This is a genomic window from Streptomyces sp. LS-MS-L19 (assembly GCF_058382285.1).
In genome coordinates, this window is the sequence record NZ_JBYCLL010000001.1 from 9,166,477 (window position 1) to 9,187,051 (window position 20,575).

The following is a 20,575-nucleotide window of genomic DNA, read 5'->3' on the forward strand; positions in this document are numbered from 1 at the left end:
GCCGCGCTGTGTGTCGCCTTCCCCGACGCACTGCGCCTCGGCGCGCTGCTGCCGGACGCGGCGGCCGGTCCGCTGCTGCTGGGGCACACGCCGCTCCGGCATCCGTCCTCTTCGCCAGTGCCGCAGTGCCCCTCCCGTTCCCGCCCCGCCGGGGCAACGCCCGCGCGGGCACCCCGGCGGTGGGGCTGCACGCCGGGATGCCCGCGGTCTCGGTGCCGGTGTCGGCTGACGGGTCCTACGAGGCCGGGCTCGTCCAGTTCGCGGCCACGTGACCGAGGCGCACCCGCTGCGGGTGGTCGCCCACCGCCACCGACGCCGTCTTCTGCCCGGTCGCGAAGTCGATCGCGGTGACCTGGTCGGCACCGCTCTCGGAGATCACACAGCTCTTGCCGTCACCGCTGACGGTCGCCCAGTACGGCTTCGAGGCGGGGACCAGCGGGCCCTCCTGGAGGGTGGTGCGGTTGACCACCGTCGCGTAGTCGTCCATCGTGCCCGCGACACACAGCTTGCTGCCGTCCGGGCTCATGGAAATGCCGTGGTGGCGCGAGTCGTTGACCATGGTGGTGCGGTCGTCGCTGGTCGCCGGGTTCTTCGGCAGGGTCTTGGTGCGGGTGATCTTGTCCGTGGCCACGTCGTACTCGAAGAAGCCGTTGAAGAACGACACCTGGAAGTACAGCTTGGACTCGTCGGGCGAGAACACCGCCGGCCGGACCGCGTCCGAGTAGTCCGTGAGACCGATCGCGTTCAGCTTGTCCCGCATGTCGATGGTCTTGACCTGCTTGTACGTGGTCGCGTCCACCACCGTGATATGCCGGTCGCCCTTCGTCCAGTCCAGCCACGGGGCGTCGGAGTCGGTGTTCACGTCACCGATCGCCATGTTCCAGATGTACTTGCCGTCCTTGGTGAAGATGTTCTCGTGCGGCTTGTCACCGGTGGCGAAGGACCCGAGCTGCTGACCGGTGTTGATGTTCAGCACGTGCACGGTGTTCGCGGTCGAGGCGGACACCGCGACCCGGGTGCCGTCGGGGGACACCGCCATGTGGTCCGCGCGGTAACCGGAGACCTTGAAGCGCCAGTTGATGTTCCCGGTGGCCAGGTCGATGGACACGACGTCCGCGAAGCTGGGCCGCGAGACGACCACGGACTTGCCGTCCGGGGTGGAGTACATGTCGTCGACGAACTGGTCGTGGCCCTCGCCGACGCTGTTGCGGATCGCCATGAAGTAGATCCACTTGATCGGGTCGGCGTTGATCTCCGCCATCCGGGCGTCCTTGTCGGGGATGACGTTGATCCGGCCGATCTTCGCCAGGTCGCCGGACGACTTGATGACGTCGGCGGTGCCGTCCCAGTTGTTGCCCACGAACAGCACCTCGCGCAGGGCGGCGGAGTCCGCGGCGGAGGCCGCGGTCGCGGGGGCGGTGACGGTCAGGACGACGGCGGCGGCCATGGCACACAGGTGTCTGGGGCGGATAGCGGGCATGACGGGTCTCCCTCTGGGCGGCTCGTGACGTGGGCATGCCAGGGCGGCGAATCTGAAGATGCGTGCTTTCAGAGTGAACTTACTGCAAAGTAAGGAAGGGGCGCCCTTCTCCACAAGACTGCGTACACGACAAAATTGGCGCTCATACGGGAGGCCGGACGTTCCGGCCCGAACGGGAGGTGCGGTGACGGGCAGGCTCAGGGCCCCGACCGGTCGCTACGGCGGCAAGACCGCCGCGGAGCGGCAGGCCGAGCGCCGCCGCCGTTTCCTGGACGCGGCACTCCAGCTCTTCGGGGACACGCCGGGCTACCGCGCCACGACCGTCGCCGCCCTCAGCGAGGCCGCGGGCCTGTCCACACGCCAGTTCTACGAGGAGTTCCGCACCCTCGAGGACGTCCTCGCCGCGCTCCATCTCGAAGTCAACGACTGGGCGACGGCGGCCGTGCTGGAGGCGGTGGCCGATGCGGACCAGCTGCCGCTGGCCGAGCGGGCGGCGGCCATCTTCCGCGCGTACGCGGCCAACGTGACCTCCGATCCCCGGCGGGTGCGGATCACGTTCGTGGAGATCATCGGGGTCAGCGCGAGGCTGGAGGAGCAGCGGCTGGCCCGTCGGGCGCACTGGGTCGACCTCGTGTGCGCCGAGGCGGAACGGGCGGTGGCCCGGGGTGAGGCCGCACCGCGTGACTTCCGGCTCGCGGCGACGGCGTTCATCGGCAGCGTGAACGGCCTGCTGCACGACTGGAACGCGGGGTGGGTGGACGCGACCCTGGACGAGGTCGTGGAGGAACTGGTGCGCCAGCTGCTGGGGATTCTGCGGCCGCCGGGGTGGGGCGCGGTCTGAGATCAGTGCGGGTGGTGGGTGCGGCGCTGTCGTGGCCGGTCACGCAGTTCCCCGCGCCCCTGGCGGCACCTCCGCTCACCTCCTCAGTCCGTTCACCGCCTCCACTACCGGTGCCACGCCGTCCTCCTCGCGGATGTGCTTCCCCAGCGCCTGCGCCCTCGCCCGACATCCGGCGTCCCGCGTCGCCCGGGTCAGTGCCGTGGCCAGCGTGGTGGCGGTCAGGCGTCTCAGAGGGAGTGCGCTCGGGGCCACGCCCAGCGCCACCAGCCGCGCCGCCCAGAAGCTCTCGTCGAACTGGATCGGCACCGGGACCGCCGGGACACCGGCGCGCAGGCCCGCCGCCGTGGTGCCCGCGCCCGCGTGGTGGACCACCGCGGCCATGTGCGGGAAGAGCGCCGAGTGCGGTACCTCGTCGATCGTCAGCATGTCGTCCCCCGTCGCCGCCAGGCCCGCCCACCCGCGCTGGATCACACCGCGCAGCCCGGCCAGGCGCAGCGCCCGCACGATCTCGGCGCTGACCCGGGCGGGATCGGGCACGGTCGCGCTGCCCAGCCCCACGAAGACCGGCGGCGGACCCGCGTCGACGAACTTCCGCACCTCGTCGGGAAGCGGTTCGTCCCCGTCGTACGGCCACCAGTAGCCCGCCACCTCGAGGCCGCGCCGCCAGTCCCGGGGCCGGGCGACCACGCGCGGGCTGAATCCGTGCAGGACCGGCCAGCCCTGCCGGTCCCTGGCCCGCAGCGCCGCGGCTGTACCCATGGGTGGCAGGCCCAGGTGGCTGCGTACTGGGGGCAGGGCCGCGGCGAAGACCTGCTCCACCGCCAGGTTCAGGCCGATCCCGGCGACCCGGTTGCCGAGCGCGCCCCAGGAGCCGATGCCCAGCATGGGCGGCGCGAACTCCCTGGTGGCGGCGAGGGGTTGGAGATGGAGACCCAGGCTGGGCAGTCCCAGGCCCTGGGCGACGGCGTGCCCCAGCGGGGCGACCGACCCGGACAGGAGCAGTGCGTCCCCTGCCCGCGCCGCGGTCACCAACTCGTCGGCCATCTCCACGGCCAGGGCCCGGGCCATCGCGACCACCCGCACCAGCTTGCCCACGCCCGTCGTACTGCGATGCAGGGCCCGTCCCCGCGAGGACTCCAGCTCCGCCCGCGGATCGACCGGCAGGGCGTGGAACCCCAGGCCGGCCCGGGCCGCCAGGGGCGCGAAACGGCTGTGGGTGACCAGGGTGACCTCGTGCCCCGCCCGCGCCAGACCGTGCCCCAGGCCGGTGAAGGGGGCCACGTCGCCCCGGGAACCCGCTGTCATGATCGCTACCCGCACGCCGGACAGTATGGCGTCGCGCCCCGGAGCCCGGTGCGAACGACCCGTGCATACCGGCCAGTTCACCCTGCCGCAGCCGTTGACTTCACCCTCGTGCGAACGCTGAGCGGGATTGGCTCTGCCGGGCGGCCGCCGTCACCGTCTGCTCCAGCAGCGTGGCGATGGTCATCGGACCGACCCCGCCCGGCACCGGGGTGATCAGCGAGGCCCGCTCCACCGCGGAGTCGAAGTCCACGTCACCGACGTTCCCCGCGTTGTAGCCGGCGTCGATCACCACCGCGCCCGGCTTGATGTCCTGGCCCCGGATCAGCCGGGGGCGGCCCACCGCGGCGACCACGATGTCCGCCTCGCGCACGGCAGCCGACAGGTCGCTCGTGCGGGAGTGGCAGTAGGTCACCGTGGCGTCCCGGGCGAGCAGCAGCATGCCGGCCGGCTTGCCGAGGATGGCGCTGCGGCCCACGACCACGGCCCGCTTGCCGGCCGGGTCGACGTCGTACTCGTCGAGGAGCCGCATGATCCCGCCGGGCGTGCACGACACGAAGCCCGGCAGTCCGAAACTCATCGTCGCGAAGGAGGCGAAGGTGACGCCGTCGACGTCCTTCTCCGGAGCGATCGCCTCGAACGCCGCCCGTTCGTCGACGTGCGGGCCCATCGGATGCTGGAGCAGGATGCCGTGCACGGTCGGGTCGGCCGACAACTCCCGCAGGGTGCGGACCAGTTCCTCGGTGGTGGTGGCCTCGGGCAGTTCCACGTGCCGCGACTCGATGCCGGCCGTGCGGCAGCGGTTCCGCTTCATCCGGACATACGTGACGGAGGCCGGGTCCTCGCCGACCAGGACCGTTGCGAGACAGGGCGCCTGACCCGTGCGTGCCGTGAGATCGGCCGCCTTCCTGGCGGTTTCCTCGACGATCCGCCGGGCGAGCCCGGTGCCGTCCATGAGCCGTGCCTGCGACATGTTCCCACTCCTGAGCCGATCGAAGGAATCGCCCAGGCGCACGGCATCGGGTGTGCGGACCGCTCCACGGTGGTGCTCCACCTCAGCGCCAGTCACGGTCCGGTCAACAGATTAACCGACCGTCCGCCGAGGTCAGGACCCGCTCTCCTGGGGCGCGGCCGTCGGATCGGTCCCGGCGAGGAAGCCGGTCGCCTGGGCGTGCACGGAGCCCATGCCGAGCGCCCCGGCCCAGCGGGCGATCTCCCGGGCCAGCGCCGTCGCCCCGGCCTCGTCGCCCGCGTCCCGGGCCAGTACCGCGAGGAGCAGCTGCTGGGTGAGCACCCCGGGGACCATCCCGGCCCGCGCGCCGAGCGCGGTGGCCCGCTCCCAGCGCTCCAGGGCGCGGCCATGATCGCCGTCGTCGTGGTCGTGGTCGCCGAGGTGCCGCAACGCCTCCCGGGCCAGCAGGTCGTCCCCGCCCGTCTCGCCCGCGCTTAGGGCGGCCTCGTAGTGGGCGGGCGCGGCGGTGCGCTCGGCGAAGAGGTTGTCGGCGATCAGCCCCAGGTACATCGAGGCCCAGCCCCGCCGCACCTCGTCAGGACCGTCCTCGCGCAGTGCGAGCGCGCGGCGCCGGAGGCCGGTGAGCGCCTCGGGGTCCTTGCCCTGGGGGCCGGGCCGGAAGGTGCCGTCGCCACGCAGCAGGCGGAGGTAGTCGTGCCGCAGCCGTACGAAACCGAGGTCCCAGTCGAAGCCCGGGTCCCGGCCTGTGCCCGAGCCCCCGTCCGTGCCCGGCGTCTGCTTCTCCGCGTGCTCGGCACGGGCCGCCGTGAGGGCCGTACCTCCGAACCAGTCGCTCTGCAGGGCGACTTCGGCGGCGGCCAAGGCCAGCCGGGCCCGGTCCCCAGGTGTCGCGCAGCTCGCCGAGTCCAGGAGGCGCAGCGCCCGCTCCCATCGGCCCGCGAGGGACAACTCGCGGGCGGCAGCGAGGAGTTCGTCGAGTTCGACGGCAGTGCTCGTGGTGTTCGTCCTGGCAGTCCTGGCAGTCCTTGCAGTCATGGCAGGGGAAAGTAGTCAGACGAAAAACCATCCACAAGAAAACCATTGCAGGGGGCGGGTAATGCGGGACTCGGTCGACCGGCACGTCGAGGTGTGGGCCAGGGAGCTCGACTGGATGGACCCGGTCAAGGAGGCGATCTTCGCGCGGCTGGCCATCCTGGCCCGGCACGCCTCCCAGGCCCGCCGTGCCACCCTCGACTCCGACGGTCTGCGGAACTGGCAGTACAAGGTGCTGCTGACCCTGCGCCGGCTCGGACCGCCGTACACCGGAAACCCCTCACTGCTCGCCGACCACCTCGGCCTGACCCGGGGCGCGCTCTCGGCCCGGCTGGCGCCGCTGGAGGAGGCCGGGCTGATCGTCCGGACACACGAGGACGCCGACCGGCGCAGGGTGCGGGTCCGGCTCACCGACGCCGGGCATGCCGCGTTCGAGCAGCAGGTCGCCGCGGAGGAAGCGGACGAACTCGCCCTGCTCGCGGCGCTGACCCCGGCGGAGCGGGTCACCCTCGCGGACCTGCTGCGGAAGATGGTCCTGGCCGCCGAGGACAGCGCGGCGGGACAGGCCGAACAGGCCGGAGAGGCCGGAGGAGCGGGACAGGCCGGAGCGACCGTACCCGTGCCGAGAGGGTCCGGGTCCGACGGATCGTGATCCGGACCCTCGGCACCCCGTCCGTCACTCGTCCCAGGCCTGGATCATGGTCTGTTCGGTGATCTTGCCGTCCTTGAGGGTCAGCATCGACTCCGACAGGACGCGGACGCCGTCGGAGTACAGACAGGACTCGCTGAAGGCGACGTGATCGCCCTCCATGACGCACCCTTCCAGTTTGTGCGTCATGTCGCGGCTGTAGACGTCGTCGAGCATCGCGCCGATCTCGTCCTTGCCGTGCACCACCTTGGGGTGGCTGGGTTGCGTGTTGCGGTCGACGATGCGTATCTCGGCGTCGTCCGCGTAGAGCGACAGAAGATTCGCCGCGGAGTTCCCCTCGACGCCACGGCGCAGGGTTTCGCTGGTGAAGCCGGTGTTTGCGGCAGTGCCCATGGTGACCTCCTTCGAGAGGGCCGCGGCCCGACGAGGAACGGGCCGCGCAGGGGCCTCCTCCTATGAGCCTCCTCCGCCCCGGCGGTCACGGCAAGCGCAGTCCGGGCGCTCCGCCTGACGGGTGAGGGGCGCCGGGTGGCCGTGTCCGCGGACGGCCGGTCGGCGTTGCTGACAACATGATCTCAACTCGACGTATCGTCGCCGCCGTCGGTCTCGCCGTCGGCGTCACCGGTCTCGCCGCCCCCCTCGCGAACGCGGCCGACGCGGCCGCCCCGGACGCGAGTCCGCTCAGCCCGATCGCCATGCTCGACTCGCTCGCGGTGAGCGACATCCCCGCGGAGCACAGGGCCGAGATGCCGAAGGTCTCCGAGCAGCTCAACAAGGCCAACGACCTTTACCGGCTCAACGAACTGCACCAGGTCACCGACCTCGCCGCCCCCGTCACCGGGCTGGTCCCCGCGATCGAGTGATCGTTCCCGCACGCACGCGTCGAGGGCCGCCCGGATCACCGGGCGGCCCTCGACGCGTCGGTCGAACGTCTCACCGCGGACCCGGGATTCAGCCGGCCGTGGCAAGGAACTGCGTCGCGGCCAGCTCCGCGTACAACGGATCCCCGGCGACCAGTTCCTGATGCGTCCCCACGGCGCGCACCCGTCCGGCGTCCATCACGACGATCCGGTCGGCCATGGTGACCGTGGACAGCCGGTGCGCGACCACCAGGACGGTCGTCGTGCGCGCGACATCGGCCACCGTGTCCCGCAGGGCCGCCTCGTTCACCGCGTCCAGCTGGGACGTGGCCTCGTCCAGCAACAGCAGCCGCGGCCGGCGCAACAACGCCCGCGCGATCGCCACCCGTTGCCGCTCCCCGCCCGACAGCTTGGTCCCCCGGTGCCCGACCAGCGTCTCCAGCCCGGCGGGCAGCCGGGCCACCAGCCCGTCCAGCCGGGTCGTCTTCAGGACGCGAGCGATCGCGTCCTCGTCCGCGTCGGGATGGCCCAGCAGCAGGTTCTCCCGCAGCGACCCCGACAGCACGGGCGCGTCCTGCTCCACGTACCCGATCGCGGACCGCAGCCGCGGCAGCTCCCACTCCGCGACATCCCGCCCGTCCAGGGTCACCACCCCGGACTCGGGATCGTAGAACCGCTCGATCAGCGAGAACACCGTCGTCTTCCCGGCTCCGGACGGCCCGACGAACGCCGTCATCCCTCCGGCGGGCACATCGAAGGAGACCCCGTGGTGGACATGGGGCAGATCGTCGGCGTACCGGAACCGGACGTCGGAGAAGGCGACGGCGGCGGGTTCCGCCCCCTCGGCGGGCAACGGCGCCTCGGGCGCGGCCGGTTCGGCGGGCAGCCGGAGCGCCTCCTGGATCCGGGCGAGGGCCGCCGACCCCGTCTGGTACTGCGTGATGGCCCCGACGACCTGCTGGATCGGCGACATCAGATAGAAGACGTACAGCAGGAAGGCCACCAGGGTGCCGACGCCGATCGCCCCGGTGGCGACCCGTGCCCCGCCCACCGCGAGCACCGTGATGAAGGCGATCTGCATCGCGAGTCCCGCCGTGTTGCCCGCGGCCGCGGCCCACTTGGCGGCCCGCACGCTCTGCCGCCAGGACTCCTCGGCGGCCGCGTGCAGGGTCCGCTCCTCGCGGTGCTCGGCGCCGGACGCCTTCACCGTGCGCAGCGCGCCGAGGATCCGCTCCAGCGAGGCGCCCATCACGCCGACCGCGTCCTGGGCCTGCCGGCTGGCCCGGTTGATGCGCGGCACGATCACACCGAGGACCGTGCCCGCGGCCAGGATCACCGCCAGTGTGACCCCCAGCAGCACCGGGTCGACCAGGGCCATCATCACCACGGTCGCCAGCAGCGTGAGCCCGCCGGTGCCCAGGCCCACGAGCGAGTCGGTGGTGACCTCGCGCAGCAGCGTGGTGTCGGAGGTGATCCTGGCCATGAGGTCGCCGGGTTCGGTGCGGTCCACGGCGCTGACGCGCAGTCGCAGCAGATACGACGACAGCGCGCGCCGGGCGCCGAGGACCACCGACTCCGCGGTGCGCCGCAGCACGTACGAACCCAGCCCGCCGATCGCCGCGTTGGCGATCACCAGCCCCGACATGGCGAGCAACGCGCCGGTGATCGTGCGGTCGTGGGAGAGGTCCTCGATCAACTCCCTTGCCACCAGGGGCAGCAGGAGACCGGTGACCCCGGTCAGGAGCGAGAGCACGGCACCCGCCAGCAGGGTCCAGCGGTGCGGTCGTACGTAGCCGAGGAGCAGTCGCCAGGTGGGCGGGCCGGCGGCGGTCTCGGTGGTGCTCACGGCGCTCCCTCGGGCTCGGCGGTGAAGGCCTCAAGGCTACGTCGGCGGTCTGCGGAGGTGCCTGTGGGTTCCCGGCGCGGCACGAGCCACCCACGGGCGGGATCCCCGGCGAGGAGCAACTCGGCCGCCCCGCACGGAGAGGTAACTCGGCCGCCCCGCACGGGACTTCCGGACGAAGTGAGCGCGACCCGCTGTCGCCTGCCCGCGCAAGGTGCCTGGCGTCAGGAAGGCTGGAGCTCGTCGAAGAGGGCGAGGGCCTCGGTGGGGTCCGGGCTCACGAGGCGTTCCAGACCGGCGGTGGTGATCTTCGCCCACTTGCCGGCCCGCGCCCACATCCGTTCCTCGAAGGCGCGGACGGTGTCGTCCAGGTCGTCGGGGTCGGCGGCGACGGACTCGGCGAGTTCGGCGCCCTCCAGCATCGCCAGGTTGGCGCCCGCCCCCAACGGAGGCATCAGATGGGCGGCGTCGCCCAGCAGCGTCACCCCGGGGACATGGGTCCAGGTGTGGGACACCGGCAGGACGTGGAGGGGGCGGTGGACGAAGACGCTGCCGTGGCGGAGGAGGTCGAGGACCGGCGCGGCCCAGCCGTCGAACAGCGCGAGCAGGCGTGATCGCACGGCCTCGGCATCGCCGAGGTCCAGGCTCGTGTGCCAGTCCAGCGGCGCGCGGAACGTGGCGTACACCTTGACGTGGCCGCCGCTGTTGCGCTGGGCGACGAGGTTCCGGTTCGCTCCGTACGCCGCCGTCGAACCGTCGCCGATCAGCGGGGCGAGCTCGGGGTGGCGGGTGTCGACGTCGTCGAGGGAGGTCTCGACCGTGGTGACGCCGGTGTAGTGCGGCGTCACCGCAGAGACGGCCGGGCGGACCCGCGACCAGGCGCCGTCCGCGCCGACCACGAGGTCGAACGCCTCCTGGCCGCCGTCCGCGAAGGAAACCAGGACACCGTCCCGCGTCCCCGGCACCACCTGCGTGACACCCCGCCCCCACTGGACCTCGACCGGGCCGAGCAGCAGGTCACGGAGCTGCTTGCGGTCGATCTCGGGATTGGCCCGCTCGTCCGGACCGGGCCGCCAGTCGCGCAGTACGGTCCCGTCCGGGTCGAGGATGCGCATGGCCTGCCCCTCGGGTCGGGACAGCTTCTGGAAGTCCGCCAGCAGCCCCGCCTTGTCCAGCGCGAGCTGGCCCAGCCCTTCGTGCAGGTCCAGCGTGCCGCCCGGGGGCCGGGCGTCGGGGGAGGGGTCGCGTTCGAGGACGGCGACCGAGTGGCCGTGGCGGTGCAGGACACGGGCGAAGGTGAGGCCGGCGGGACCGCTCCCGACCACGGCGATACGATGTCTCATGTCGATACACTGTATTGAGAGCCTACGCCGTATCGCAACAGTACGATGTGACCATGACTGTGTGGGACCGGCCGGAGCCGCCGACTCGCCCCGTGCCGCTCGACCGGGAGCGGATCGTCGCCGCCGCCGTGGCGCTCGCCGACGAGGGCGGGCTGGAGGCGGTGTCCCTGCGCAAGGTCGCCGCGCGGCTGAACGCCGGCCCGATGCGGCTGTACGGCTTCATCTCCACCAAGGAGGAGCTGTTCGACCTCATGGTGGACGAGGTCCAGGCCGAGATCCTCCCCGTGGAGCAGCCCGCCGACTGGCGTGCGGCGCTGAGCGACCTCGCCCACCGCACCAGGAGGGCCGCGCTCCGTCACGAATGGCTGGCCGACCTGCTCGGCGGTCGCCCGAGCCTGGGCCCGAACGGTCTCGCCGTGGCCGAGGCCACCCTGGCCCCCCTCGACGGGCTCGCCGACGTCGACACCGTCATGCGCGCCGTGGAGACGGTCAGTTCCTACTTCACCGGCGCGATCCGGCGCGAGATCGCGAACCTGCGGGCCGAGCGTGCCACCGGCCTGACCAAGAGCGACTGGCAGCGCGCCTCCGGCCCGCATGTGACGAAGATGCTGGCCACGGGCCGCTTCCCGGCGCTGAGCAAGGCCGTGTACGACGGCACGCACGTGGACGCCGAGACCTCCTTCGCCACCGGCCTCGACTGGGTCCTCGACGCGGTGGCCGCCAAGCTCACCCAGCCCTGACCGCCCTGGTCGGTGCGGAAACGGGCCCTTACTGATCAGTCACGCGTAGGGTCGGAGAGACGTACACCGGGCGACGGAAAGGGTCAGGCCATGGCGCAGGAGGTACGCGGAGTGATCGCACCCGGCAAGGACGAGCCGGTGCGGGTGGAGACGATCGTGGTGCCGGATCCGGGCCCCGGGGAGGCCGTCGTACAGGTGCAGGCCTGCGGGGTCTGTCACACCGACCTGCACTACAAGCAGGGCGGGATCAACGACGAGTTCCCCTTCCTGCTCGGCCATGAGGCGGCCGGTGTCGTCGAGTCGGTCGGCGAGGGGGTGACCGACGTCGCGCCCGGCGATTTCGTGATCCTCAACTGGCGTGCCGTGTGCGGCAATTGCCGCGCCTGTCTGCGCGGACGGCCCTGGTACTGCTTCAACACCCACAACGCGCAGCAGAAGATGAGCCTCACCGACGGCACCGAGCTGTCGCCCGCCCTGGGCATCGGCGCCTTCGCCGAGAAGACCCTGGTGGCCGCCGGACAGTGCACCAAGGTCGACCCGTCGGTCTCCGCCGCGGTCGCGGGGCTGCTGGGCTGCGGGGTCATGGCGGGCATCGGCGCCGCGATCAACACCGGGAACGTCGGGCGGGGCGACACCGTCGCCGTCATCGGCTGCGGTGGAGTGGGCGATGCGGCGATCGCCGGGTCGAACCTCGCGGGCGCGGCACGGATCATCGCCGTGGACATCGACGACCGGAAGCTGGAGAAGGCCCGCACCATGGGCGCCACCCACACCGTCAACTCCCGCGAGAACGACCCCGTCGAGGCGATCCGCGAACTGACCGGCGGCTTCGGCGCCGACGTCGTCATCGAGGCGGTCGGCCGCCCGGAGACGTACCAGCAGGCCTTCTACGCCCGCGACCTGGCCGGCACCGTCGTCCTCGTCGGTGTGCCCACCCCCGAGATGAAGCTGGAACTGCCGCTCCTGGACGTCTTCGGGCGCGGCGGCTCGCTCAAGTCCTCCTGGTACGGCGACTGCCTGCCCTCCCGTGACTTCCCCATGCTGATCGACCTGCATCTGCAAGGCCGCCTGGACCTGGAGGCGTTCGTGACGGAGACCATCCAACTCGACGAGGTGGAGAAGGCGTTCGAGCGCATGCACCACGGCGACGTCCTGCGCTCGGTGGTGGTGCTCTGATGGCCGCCCGCATCGAACGCCTCGTCACCTCCGGGCAGTTCAGCCTCGACGGCGGCACCTGGGACGTCGACAACAACGTCTGGATCGTCGGCGACGACCACGAGGTGATCGTCATCGACGCCGCCCACGACGCCGACGCCATCCTCGAGGCGGTGGGGGACCGCAGGCTGACCGCGATCGTCTGCACCCACGCCCACAACGACCACATCGACGCCGCGCCCGCCCTCGCCGAGCGCACCGGCGCCACGATCTGGCTGCACCCCGACGACCTGCCCCTGTGGAAGCAGACCCACCCCGACCGCGACCCCGACGCCCATCTGCGCGACGGCCAGGTCATCGAGGCCGCCGGCGCCGACCTCCAGGTGCTGCACACCCCCGGCCACGCGCCCGGCGCGGTCTGCCTCTACGACCCCGGCCTCGGCACCGTCTTCACCGGCGACACCCTCTTCCAGGGCGGCCCGGGCGCCACCGGCCGCTCCTTCTCCCACTTCCCTACGATCATCGACTCGATCCGCGACCGCCTGCTGGCCCTGCCGCCCGAGACGAAGGTCCTCACCGGCCACGGAGACCCGACCACGATCGGCGCCGAGGCCCCGCACCTGCAGGAGTGGATCGCGCGTGGTCACTGACGACGTCGTCCCCCTGAGCGGCGTGAACGTCCTGCACTGCGCCCCCGACGGACCGCCGCTGGACGGCGAGCGGGCCGCCCTCGACCTGATCGGCGACGCGATGGGCCGCGACGCCCAGGTGGTCGCCGTACCCGTGGCACGGGTCGCCGAGGACTTCTTCCGGCTGCGGTCCGGCGTCGCGGGCGCGGTGATGCAGAAGTTCGTGAACTACCAGATCCGGCTCGCCGTCGTCGGTGACGTCACCCGCCACACCGACGACAGCACCGCCCTGCGCGACTTCGTCCACGAGACGAACCAGGGCGGCCACATCTGGTTCCTGCCGGACCTGGACACACTGGACGAGAAACTCCGCGCGACCGGGTGACCCTCCCGTAAATCACGACAGAGGTTGTCCGGCTTCCCCGCCATGCTCGAAGAGTCATCGGGCACAACGGGAGGTCGGACATGTCACAGCCGCTGCGGGACAAGGTCGCACTGGTCGCCGGAGCGACCCGGGGAGCGGGGCGCGGGATCGCCGTGGAACTCGGAGCGGCGGGCGCCACCGTCTACGTCACCGGACGCAGCACCAGGAACCACCGCTCCGAGTACGACCGTCCCGAGACCATCGAGGACACCGCCGACCTCGTCACGGCGGCCGGCGGCCGGGGCATCGCGGTCCCCACCGACCACCTGGACCCGGCGCAGGTCCGCGCCCTCGTCGACCGCATCGCCGAGGAGCAGGACCGCCTCGACATCCTCGTCAACGACATCTGGGGCGGCGAGAAGCTCTTCGCGTGGGAGAGCCCGCTGTGGGAGCACGACCTCGACAACGGCCTCAGGCTCCTGAGGCTCGCGGTCGAGACCCACGCGATCACCAGCCACCACGCCCTGCCCCTGCTGCTGCGCCGGCCCGGCGGCCTGGTCGTCGAGATGACCGACGGGACCGACACCTACAACCGCGAGAACTACCGCGTCTCCTTCTTCTACGACCTCGCCAAGACGTCCGTCCTGCGCATGGCCTTCGCCCTCGGCCACGAACTCGGCCCGCGGGGCGCCACCGCCGTCGCGCTCACCCCGGGCTGGCTGCGCTCGGAGATGATGCTCGACATCTTCGGGGTACGGGAGGAGAACTGGCGCGACGCCCTCGGCCAGGTGCCCCACTTCGCCATCTCGGAGACCCCGCGCTACGTGGGCCGCGCCGTGGCCGCGCTGGCCGCCGACCCCGACGTGTCCCGCTGGAACGGCCGCTCCCTCGACAGCGGCACGCTCGCTCGGACCTACGACTTCACCGACCTCGACGGCAGCCGCCCCGATGCGTGGCGGTACCTGGTCGAGGTGCAGGACGCGGGGAAGCCGGCGGACGTGACGGGCTACCGCTAGATCAGGAGGGCTGCACCGGCGGCAGCTGCCACCGCACCGCGAGGCCCGGTGGCAGCGCCAGATCGTCGCGTACGGCGGCGTAGTAGCCGTCACGGCCGGTGCGATGCCGCTCCAGCAGCGCCCGCCACGCCTCCGGGTCGCGGGTCCCGGCGCGCAGGAACCCCTCCATCTCCAGCACCACCGTGACCCACACCCGCGCCTTCTCCACCACCGCGGGACTCCCGAGCAGCAACAGCGCCTCCCCGTCCGGGTCCCGCGCGAGGGTGGACTCCGCCAGAAGCGGGGCGGCCTCCTCCGGGGAGAGCGGATGCGGATGGGGATCGTTTCCGAAGTGGGACGCCACCCGGCACGCCAGCGTGATCGTCTTCTTCAGGGTGCGCGCATAGTCCGAGTACACGGCCAGCCGCCGCTCCTCCCAACGAGCCGCCTGCTCCCGCTGGAAGCGGGCGCGGTCGCTGCGCACGACCGCCGCATAGGAACCGAGCGCGCCGATGACGACACCTATGAGCGCGGGGAGTTGCTGCAAGAACGCTGACATGGGCGAACGGTATCTGCCCTGTTGATCACCGAGGGGCTACCTTCGCCCCATGACCCACACACAGCGCTTCGAAGGACACGGAGTTCTCGTCACCGGCGCCGCCCGCGGCATCGGCGCGGCCTCGGCCCGCCGGCTGGCCGAGGAGGGCGCGCGGGTCCTGCTGACCGACCGGGACGGGACCGTCGTCGCGGAGACGGCCGCCCGGCTGCGTGAACAGGGCCTGGAAGCACGGGCCTTGGCGTGCGACATCGCCGACCGCGGTGCGATCGAGGCGGCCGTCGCCCACGCCGTCGACGCGTTCGGCTCGCTCGACGTCCTCGTCAACTGCGCCGCCCGCTGCACCCCGGAGACCCCGCTCTTCGAGGACGACTCGGACGACGAGTGGGCCGGGGACCTCGACATCACCCTCGGCGGCCCCTACCGCTGCTCGCGTGCCGCGCTCCCGCACCTGGTCGCCTCCGGGCGCGGCGCCATCGTCAACATCGGTTCCGTCAACGGCCTCCAGGACTTCGGCAACCACGCCTACAGCGCGGCGAAGGCCGGTCTCGGCTCCCTGACCCGCACTCTCGCCGGGCACGCGGCGGCCCGCGGGGTCCGCGTCAACCTGGTCGCCCCGGGCACGGTCCACACCTCCGCCTGGGAGGGACGGGAGGACCAACTCGCCGAGATGCGACGCCTGTACCCCCTCGGCAGAGTCGGCGCGCCCGAGGACATCGCCGCCGCCGTCGCCTTCCTCGCCTCCCGCGACGCGGCCTGGATCACCGGCACCACCCTGATCGTCGACGGCGGCCTCACCGCGGTCAACACCGGCTTCCACACGACGGTCCATCCGGATCGGGGCGCCTGAACGTGCGAAACCTGCACCGGCTGCCGAAGGCCCATCTCCATCTGCATCTCGAAGTCGCAGGACACGCTCACACCGGGAACCGCCGGACCTCCCGCGCCGCAACGAGAGCCTCAGCCACCCGCTCCACGTCGGCCCGGGTCGTGCGCCAGTTGCTGAAGGCTGCTCGCAGGGCGGGGACGCCTTCGTGGACGGTCGGTGTGAGGAAGGTTTCGCCGGACTCCGCGACCGCGCGGGACAGGGCGTCGACCCGTTCCTGGGTCGGATCCCGGTCCAGGGTGAAGCAGACGACGTTGAGGCGGACCGGGGCCAGGAGACGCAGGCCGTCCGAGGACTCGATGCGGGCGCCCAGCTCACGGGCCAGGGCGACATTGCGTTCCACGATCTCGCCGTGGCCCTCACGGCCGTACGCGACGAGGGAGAACCAGGCGGGGAGGGCGCGCAGGCGGCGGGAGTTCTCCGGGGTGAGGTGGAGGAAGTCGGGGTCGCCGGTGGGCAGGCCCAGGTAGGGCGAGGCGTTGTGGAAGACGGCGATCTGGAGGTCCTGGCGGCGGGTGAACTGGACGGCCGCGTCGTAGGGGACGTTCAGCCACTTGTGGAGGTCGACGCAGACCGAGTCCGCGGCGTCGAGTCCGGCGACGAGAGGGGCGTGGGCGGGGGACAGGGCGGCGAAGGCGCCGAACGCGGCGTCGACGTGCAGCCAGAAGTCGTGGCGCTCCTTGAGAGCGGCGACGGCCCGGAGATCGTCGAAGTCGACCGTGTTCACCGTGCCGGCGTTCGCCACCACGATCGCCGGACGCCCACCGAGCCCGGCCAGCGCCGCGTCCAGCGCGTCCACGTCGACGGCCTCCCGGTTCCCGGGGAGCACCGGCACCCGCCGCAGCCGGTCCCGGCCGATGCCCAGCACCGACAGCGCCTTGGTGATGCTGGAGTGCGGGCTGCCGGACAGCACCTCCACCGGACCGAGCGTGGCCGCCCCCTCCCGGGACACGGACACCCCGAGCCGCTCGCCCAGCCACTCGCGGGCGATGGCGAGACCCACCGTGTTCGACATGGTCGCCCCGGTCACGAAGGCCCCGCTGTGCGCCTCGCCCAGCCCGAACAGCTCCCGGAGCCAGCCCACCGTCTCCCGCTCCAGCGCGGCCGCCCAGGAACCGACCGCCCCGGACGCGTTCTGGTCGTAGGCGCTGGTCAGCCAGTCCCCGGCCACCGAGGCGGGCGTCGCACCCCCGGTGACGAAGCCGAGGTAACGGGGACCGGCCGACCCGGAGAACCCGGGCGCCCACCGCTCGGCGAACCGCGCGAGCGCACCCTCGGCCCCGGCCCCCGCACCCGGCACGGCCGCGGGACCGGGCGCCTGGTCGAGTCGTACGGCAGGCCGCTCGTCGAGCCCGGAAAGCTCCCGGGCGGCGAGATCACGGGCAGCTTGGAGAAGGTCGGGAAGCCGGGCCAGATCGCCGGCGAGTGCGGGGTGCATGCGGGGCAGCGTAGGTGGGGGAGGTCGCCGGGAGCCCGGTCCACCTCGAACAAACTGGACCGATTTATGTCACCGTTTCGTCGCAGCCCGCCCGGCAGTACAACGAACACGTGCGCGGCTACGTCTAGGTGGCAGAGATCGCAGATTCGTACTGATCAATTCCGTATTGAGGGGACAGGGAACAGGCCATGGGGGACATACGCAGACGGGGCGCCGTCGCGCTGGGCATCACCGGACTCGTCGCACCGCTGACCATCGCGCTGGGCGTCTCGCCCGCGCAGGCGGCGGGGAGCTGCACCACACAGGCGGGCCCGTACCAGAAGAAGGTGGAGAAGTTCCTCGGCCGCCCGGTCGACGGCAAGCAGTCCACCGCCGACTGCAAGGCGATCAAGGCCTTCCAGACCAAGCACGGCATCACCCCGAACATCGGCTACGCCGGATCCGTCACCTGGGGCGTGATGGACCTGATGACCAAGCAGAAGGCCGTCGGCAATAACCCCAACCGGGACGGCAAGTGCCCGACCAACAAGGGCCGCATCGCCTGCGTGAACCTCACCCTCCAGCTGAGCTGGATCCAGGACGGCGACCGCCTCGTCTACGGCCCCGTCCCGGTCCGCACCGGCCGCGACGGCTACGAGACCCGCACCGGCCTGAAGAAGATCTACTGGCGCGACAAGAACCACGTCTCGTCGATCTACAACGTGCCGATGCCCTACAGCCAGTTCTTCGACGGCGGCCAGGCCTTCCACTCGGTGAACCTCAGCATGTGGAACCCGCCCGGCTCCCACGGCTGCACCAACATGACCCCCAAGGACGCCAAGAAGTACTGGTCCCTGCTGAAGAAGGGCGACGACGTCTTCGTGTACGGCCGCAAGCCGGGCACCTGATCACCAGGCACCCGGCCCCGAGTGCCGGGTTACTGAGGCGCGTCCCCGAAGTCCGGGATCTCCAGCCGCGCCCCACCCTGCCGTGCCGAGTCGTGGGCGATGATGCCCGGCAGGGTGTAGCGGGCCGCCACCCAGGCGTTGACCGAGGGCAGCGAGCGGGTGTTCACGGCGGTGACGAAGTCGTCCACCAGGAAGTGGTGGCTGCCCTCGTGCCCGTTGTGCAGGTTGTCGAAGGACCGCGGCAGCCGCGCCCGGTCGTGCACCGGCGCCGAGCCCGAGGTGAACGCGGCCCGCAGCTCCGGCGCGATGTGCTGGAGTGACGGATCGTCAGGAGACATGGTGGGCTTGGGCTCGAGGAGCTCGCTGATGTCCTTCACCCCCTTCTTGTCCTGCCACAGCGCGACCGTGGCCAGCTGCTCCATGCTCGCCTCGGTCCCGAAGAAGCGGAAACGGGACTCCCGGATGTGGGACGGGTAGCCGACCCGCCGGAACTCGTTCGTACGGAACGACCCGCCGCCCGCCACCTCGAACAGCGCGGTCGCGTTGGAGAAGTCGTTGCCGAACTGGCTGACCTCCTTGTCGAACACACCGTCCCCGCGGTCGTCGACCACCCCGATCGCCGACACGCTCACCGCGTGCGTCTGCCAGGCGCCGAGCACCCCGCCCACCGAGTGCGTCGGGTACAGCAGCGGGGGATAGCTGGCGGTCTCCTTCCAGGTCTCGCCGCCGCTGTACTGGTACGCCTCGTAGAACCCGAGGTCCATGTCGTGGACGTAGTCGCCCTCGGCGTAGAAGAGCCGCCCGAAGGCGCCCTCGGCGATCTGGTTGCGGGCGTGCACGGTCGCCGGGTTGTACTGGCTGGTCTCGCCCATCATGTACGTCAGCCCCGTCGCCCGGACCGCGTCGATGATCGCCGCTATCTCCTCCGTGGTGATCGCCATGGGGACCGCGGAGTACACGTGCTTGCCGGCGTTCAGCCCCTGGAGGACCAACGGCCCGTGCGTCCAGCGCTGGGTGAAGATCGCGACGGCGTCGACGTCCTTCGACTCCAGCATCGCCTCGTACGACGGGAAGGTGCCGGCGAGTCCCTGCGCGGCGGCGAGCTGCTCGGCCCGCTCGGGCAGCAGATCGGTGACGTACACGTCACCGACGCCGGGGTGGGCCTGGAACAGCGTGGCGAACTGGCCGGAGAACTGGCCGGCGCCGACGATGCCGAGAGAGAACGTCATGGAGGACTTGCCCTTCGAAGGTCGACTCACTGGTCGAGAATCAGGTTGATCTGGTCGGTCGTCTGGTCGAGGCTGCTGACGGACTTGCCGTTGCCGTAGATGTCCTGCATCTCCGGGTGCATGAGCGCGTACACGTCCGCCGCGTAGTTGGTGATCGGATAGGAGAAGGTCGCGAAGTCCTTCTTGTCGGCGACCGGCTCGGTGAACGCCGTGACGTCGATGCCCTTCTCCTTGTACGCGGCGACGGCGGCCGCCGTGCCGTCGGGCGTGGCCGGGAACACGATGCCGTACCTCCCCACCGTCCGCTGGCACTCGTCGGACGACAGGTACTTCACCCACTTCAGCGCCCCCGCCTTGTTGCGGGCGTTCTTGGTGACGGAGTCGGCGAGGCCGTTCATCATCGTGGCCCGCTTGCCGGTGGGTCCCTCGGGGGTGACCGCGGTGGCCATCTTCACGCCCTTGAAGCCGGCGTACGTCGAGATCATCCAGGCCCCGTCGAAGGTCGCCGCCGCCTTGCCCGCCGCGACCTGGGCGTTGCCGGGGCTGGACTGGGAGTTGTAGGAGGTCAGGGGCGCCATGTAGCCCTTCCTCGCCAGCCCGAACCACCAGTCGATCACCGACTTGAAGGTCTTGCTGTCGTACTGGTACTTCGTGCCCCACCGCTTCTTGTCGGTGTAGGTCCAGCCCGCGGAGGCGGCGAAGCTGCTCCACTGGGTCTGGCCGTCGCCGTCCCCGCCGCCGTTGCTGGCGAGGCCGTAGACCTTGACGTGGTTCTTGTCGAAGCCGGGTTCGTCCCCCCGCTTGCCGTTCCTGTCGACGGTGAGGCGGGCGATGGCCTTCTCGAAGGTGCCGCCGTCCCGCGGGTTCCAGGACAGGTCGTTGAGCTGTGCGGCGGTCAGGCCCGCGTCGGTCGCCGCCTTCTGGTTGTAGAAGAGGGCGACCGTGTCCCAGTCCTTGGGGGCGCCGTAGCGGTGGCCGTCCTGTCCGATCCAGTTGTCGGCGAGGCCCTTCTGGTAGGCCGCCGGGTCGATGCCGAGGCCGTCCAGCGGCTCCAGCACCTTCAGGTCGGCGAACTGGCCGAACTTCTGGATGTGGTCGGTGAAGACGTCGGGCTCGGTGCCCGCGATGAAGCTCGCGGTGAGCTTGGTCCAGTAGTCGTCCCAGCCCAACTGGGTGATCTTCACGCGCAGTCCGGGGTTCTCCCGCGCGAAGTCCTTGGCGCACGCCTGGTAGGCGGGCAACTGGTTGGAGTCCCACAGCCAGTACGTCACCGTGCCCGACGAGGACCCGGCGGAGCCGCTCCCGGCGCACCCCGTCAGACTCAGGGCCAGCGCACCGGCCAGTGCGGTCAGCGTACGAAGTCGCATCACGAA

The 20,575-nt window shown here is 71.4% G+C and carries 22 protein-coding genes and 1 riboswitch; of the genes, 11 read left to right on the forward strand and 11 right to left on the reverse strand.

Features of this window, described 5'->3' with window-relative positions:
• Window positions 1–125: 125 nt before the first annotated feature.
• Window positions 126–272: a hypothetical protein gene (locus AC2XR2_RS40915; protein ID WP_381306842.1), complete on the forward strand. Its 147-nt coding sequence runs from the start codon at window positions 126–128 to the stop codon at window positions 270–272.
• Here the strand turns inward: AC2XR2_RS40915 and AC2XR2_RS40920 are convergent.
• Window positions 236–1,480 carry a YncE family protein gene (locus AC2XR2_RS40920; RefSeq protein ID WP_491517903.1) on the reverse strand — a complete coding sequence of 415 codons (1,245 nt, stop codon included), beginning with the start codon at window positions 1,478–1,480 and terminating at the stop codon, window positions 236–238. The two genes, AC2XR2_RS40915 and AC2XR2_RS40920, sit on opposite strands and share 37 nt — an antisense overlap.
• 184 nt (window positions 1,481–1,664) lie before the next feature.
• Here AC2XR2_RS40920 and AC2XR2_RS40925 point away from each other — a divergent pair, with 184 nt between their 5' ends.
• Entirely contained in the window at window positions 1,665–2,321 is a 657-nt protein-coding gene (locus AC2XR2_RS40925) for a TetR/AcrR family transcriptional regulator (RefSeq protein WP_381306846.1), read from the forward strand.
• 75 nt (window positions 2,322–2,396) lie between these two features.
• Here AC2XR2_RS40925 and AC2XR2_RS40930 read toward each other — a convergent pair whose 3' ends face one another.
• The 3 genes from AC2XR2_RS40930 to AC2XR2_RS40940 form a co-directional block, all read right to left on the reverse strand.
• Window positions 2,397–3,626, reverse strand: a complete 1,230-nt coding sequence (locus tag AC2XR2_RS40930; RefSeq protein WP_491517904.1) for a glycosyltransferase — start codon at window positions 3,624–3,626, stop codon at window positions 2,397–2,399.
• Window positions 3,627–3,726: 100 nt separating this feature from the next.
• Window positions 3,727–4,596, reverse strand: a complete 870-nt coding sequence (locus AC2XR2_RS40935) for a bifunctional 5,10-methylenetetrahydrofolate dehydrogenase/5,10-methenyltetrahydrofolate cyclohydrolase (protein ID WP_491517905.1) — start codon at window positions 4,594–4,596, stop codon at window positions 3,727–3,729.
• 23 nt (window positions 4,597–4,619) lie between these two features.
• Window positions 4,620–4,702, reverse strand: a riboswitch (ZMP/ZTP riboswitch).
• 26 nt (window positions 4,703–4,728) lie between these two features.
• Entirely contained in the window at window positions 4,729–5,631 is a 903-nt protein-coding gene (locus AC2XR2_RS40940; protein WP_491517906.1) for a hypothetical protein, read from the reverse strand.
• A 61-nt stretch (window positions 5,632–5,692) separates the two neighbouring features.
• Here AC2XR2_RS40940 and AC2XR2_RS40945 point away from each other — a divergent pair, with 61 nt between their 5' ends.
• Complete coding sequence (locus AC2XR2_RS40945) at window positions 5,693–6,280, forward strand: MarR family winged helix-turn-helix transcriptional regulator (RefSeq protein ID WP_491517907.1); 588 nt, start codon at window positions 5,693–5,695, stop codon at window positions 6,278–6,280.
• A 24-nt stretch (window positions 6,281–6,304) separates the two neighbouring features.
• Here AC2XR2_RS40945 and AC2XR2_RS40950 read toward each other — a convergent pair whose 3' ends face one another.
• Entirely contained in the window at window positions 6,305–6,670 is a 366-nt protein-coding gene (locus AC2XR2_RS40950) for a nuclear transport factor 2 family protein (RefSeq protein WP_381306856.1), read from the reverse strand.
• A gap of 176 nt (window positions 6,671–6,846) precedes the next feature.
• Here AC2XR2_RS40950 and AC2XR2_RS40955 point away from each other — a divergent pair, with 176 nt between their 5' ends.
• Window positions 6,847–7,140 (forward strand): hypothetical protein, encoded by a 294-nt coding sequence (locus AC2XR2_RS40955; protein WP_381306867.1) that lies wholly within the window; start codon window positions 6,847–6,849, stop codon window positions 7,138–7,140.
• A gap of 88 nt (window positions 7,141–7,228) precedes the next feature.
• On the opposite strand, the gene AC2XR2_RS40960 is transcribed toward AC2XR2_RS40955, so the two are convergent.
• Together AC2XR2_RS40960 and AC2XR2_RS40965 are read right to left on the reverse strand one after the other, a co-directional pair.
• Entirely contained in the window at window positions 7,229–8,983 is a 1,755-nt protein-coding gene (locus AC2XR2_RS40960) for an ABC transporter ATP-binding protein (protein ID WP_491517908.1), read from the reverse strand.
• A gap of 221 nt (window positions 8,984–9,204) precedes the next feature.
• Window positions 9,205–10,323 (reverse strand): FAD-dependent oxidoreductase, encoded by a 1,119-nt coding sequence (locus tag AC2XR2_RS40965; protein ID WP_491517909.1) that lies wholly within the window; start codon window positions 10,321–10,323, stop codon window positions 9,205–9,207.
• Between the two features lie 53 nt (window positions 10,324–10,376).
• On the opposite strand from AC2XR2_RS40965, the gene AC2XR2_RS40970 reads away from it, so the two are divergent.
• From AC2XR2_RS40970 to AC2XR2_RS40990, 5 genes are all read left to right on the forward strand, one after another.
• Window positions 10,377–11,063, forward strand: a complete 687-nt coding sequence (locus tag AC2XR2_RS40970; RefSeq protein ID WP_491517910.1) for a TetR/AcrR family transcriptional regulator — start codon at window positions 10,377–10,379, stop codon at window positions 11,061–11,063.
• A gap of 90 nt (window positions 11,064–11,153) precedes the next feature.
• Window positions 11,154–12,239: an S-(hydroxymethyl)mycothiol dehydrogenase gene (locus AC2XR2_RS40975; RefSeq protein WP_491517911.1), complete on the forward strand. Its 1,086-nt coding sequence runs from the start codon at window positions 11,154–11,156 to the stop codon at window positions 12,237–12,239.
• Complete coding sequence (locus AC2XR2_RS40980; RefSeq protein ID WP_030323225.1) at window positions 12,239–12,868, forward strand: MBL fold metallo-hydrolase; 630 nt, start codon at window positions 12,239–12,241, stop codon at window positions 12,866–12,868. The genes AC2XR2_RS40975 and AC2XR2_RS40980 overlap by 1 nt, the downstream gene beginning before the upstream one ends.
• The gene (locus AC2XR2_RS40985) at window positions 12,858–13,232 is read left to right on the forward strand and encodes a DUF4180 domain-containing protein (RefSeq protein WP_381298078.1); all 375 of its coding nucleotides are present in this window, start codon (window positions 12,858–12,860) and stop codon (window positions 13,230–13,232) included. The genes AC2XR2_RS40980 and AC2XR2_RS40985 overlap by 11 nt, the downstream gene beginning before the upstream one ends.
• A gap of 80 nt (window positions 13,233–13,312) precedes the next feature.
• Window positions 13,313–14,227 (forward strand): SDR family oxidoreductase, encoded by a 915-nt coding sequence (locus AC2XR2_RS40990; RefSeq protein ID WP_449351657.1) that lies wholly within the window; start codon window positions 13,313–13,315, stop codon window positions 14,225–14,227.
• Between the two features lies 1 nt (window position 14,228).
• Here the strand turns inward: AC2XR2_RS40990 and AC2XR2_RS40995 are convergent, their stop codons facing one another.
• Complete coding sequence (locus tag AC2XR2_RS40995; protein ID WP_381298082.1) at window positions 14,229–14,765, reverse strand: hypothetical protein; 537 nt, start codon at window positions 14,763–14,765, stop codon at window positions 14,229–14,231.
• Window positions 14,766–14,814: 49 nt separating this feature from the next.
• On the opposite strand from AC2XR2_RS40995, the gene AC2XR2_RS41000 reads away from it, so the two are divergent.
• Window positions 14,815–15,612: an SDR family NAD(P)-dependent oxidoreductase gene (locus AC2XR2_RS41000; RefSeq protein ID WP_491517912.1), complete on the forward strand. Its 798-nt coding sequence runs from the start codon at window positions 14,815–14,817 to the stop codon at window positions 15,610–15,612.
• A 67-nt stretch (window positions 15,613–15,679) separates the two neighbouring features.
• Here the strand turns inward: AC2XR2_RS41000 and AC2XR2_RS41005 are convergent, their stop codons facing one another.
• Entirely contained in the window at window positions 15,680–17,086 is a 1,407-nt protein-coding gene (locus AC2XR2_RS41005) for a pyridoxal phosphate-dependent decarboxylase family protein (RefSeq protein WP_491517913.1), read from the reverse strand.
• Window positions 17,087–17,274: 188 nt separating this feature from the next.
• On the opposite strand from AC2XR2_RS41005, the gene AC2XR2_RS41010 reads away from it, so the two are divergent.
• Window positions 17,275–17,973 (forward strand): L,D-transpeptidase family protein, encoded by a 699-nt coding sequence (locus AC2XR2_RS41010; RefSeq protein WP_123765752.1) that lies wholly within the window; start codon window positions 17,275–17,277, stop codon window positions 17,971–17,973.
• Window positions 17,974–18,002: 29 nt separating this feature from the next.
• On the opposite strand, the gene AC2XR2_RS41015 is transcribed toward AC2XR2_RS41010, so the two are convergent.
• Together AC2XR2_RS41015 and AC2XR2_RS41020 are read right to left on the reverse strand one after the other, a co-directional pair.
• Window positions 18,003–19,202 carry a Gfo/Idh/MocA family protein gene (locus AC2XR2_RS41015; RefSeq protein WP_449352984.1) on the reverse strand — a complete coding sequence of 400 codons (1,200 nt, stop codon included), beginning with the start codon at window positions 19,200–19,202 and terminating at the stop codon, window positions 18,003–18,005.
• Window positions 19,203–19,228: 26 nt separating this feature from the next.
• Entirely contained in the window at window positions 19,229–20,569 is a 1,341-nt protein-coding gene (locus tag AC2XR2_RS41020) for an ABC transporter substrate-binding protein (protein ID WP_381298091.1), read from the reverse strand.
• Window positions 20,570–20,575: the final 6 nt, after the last annotated feature.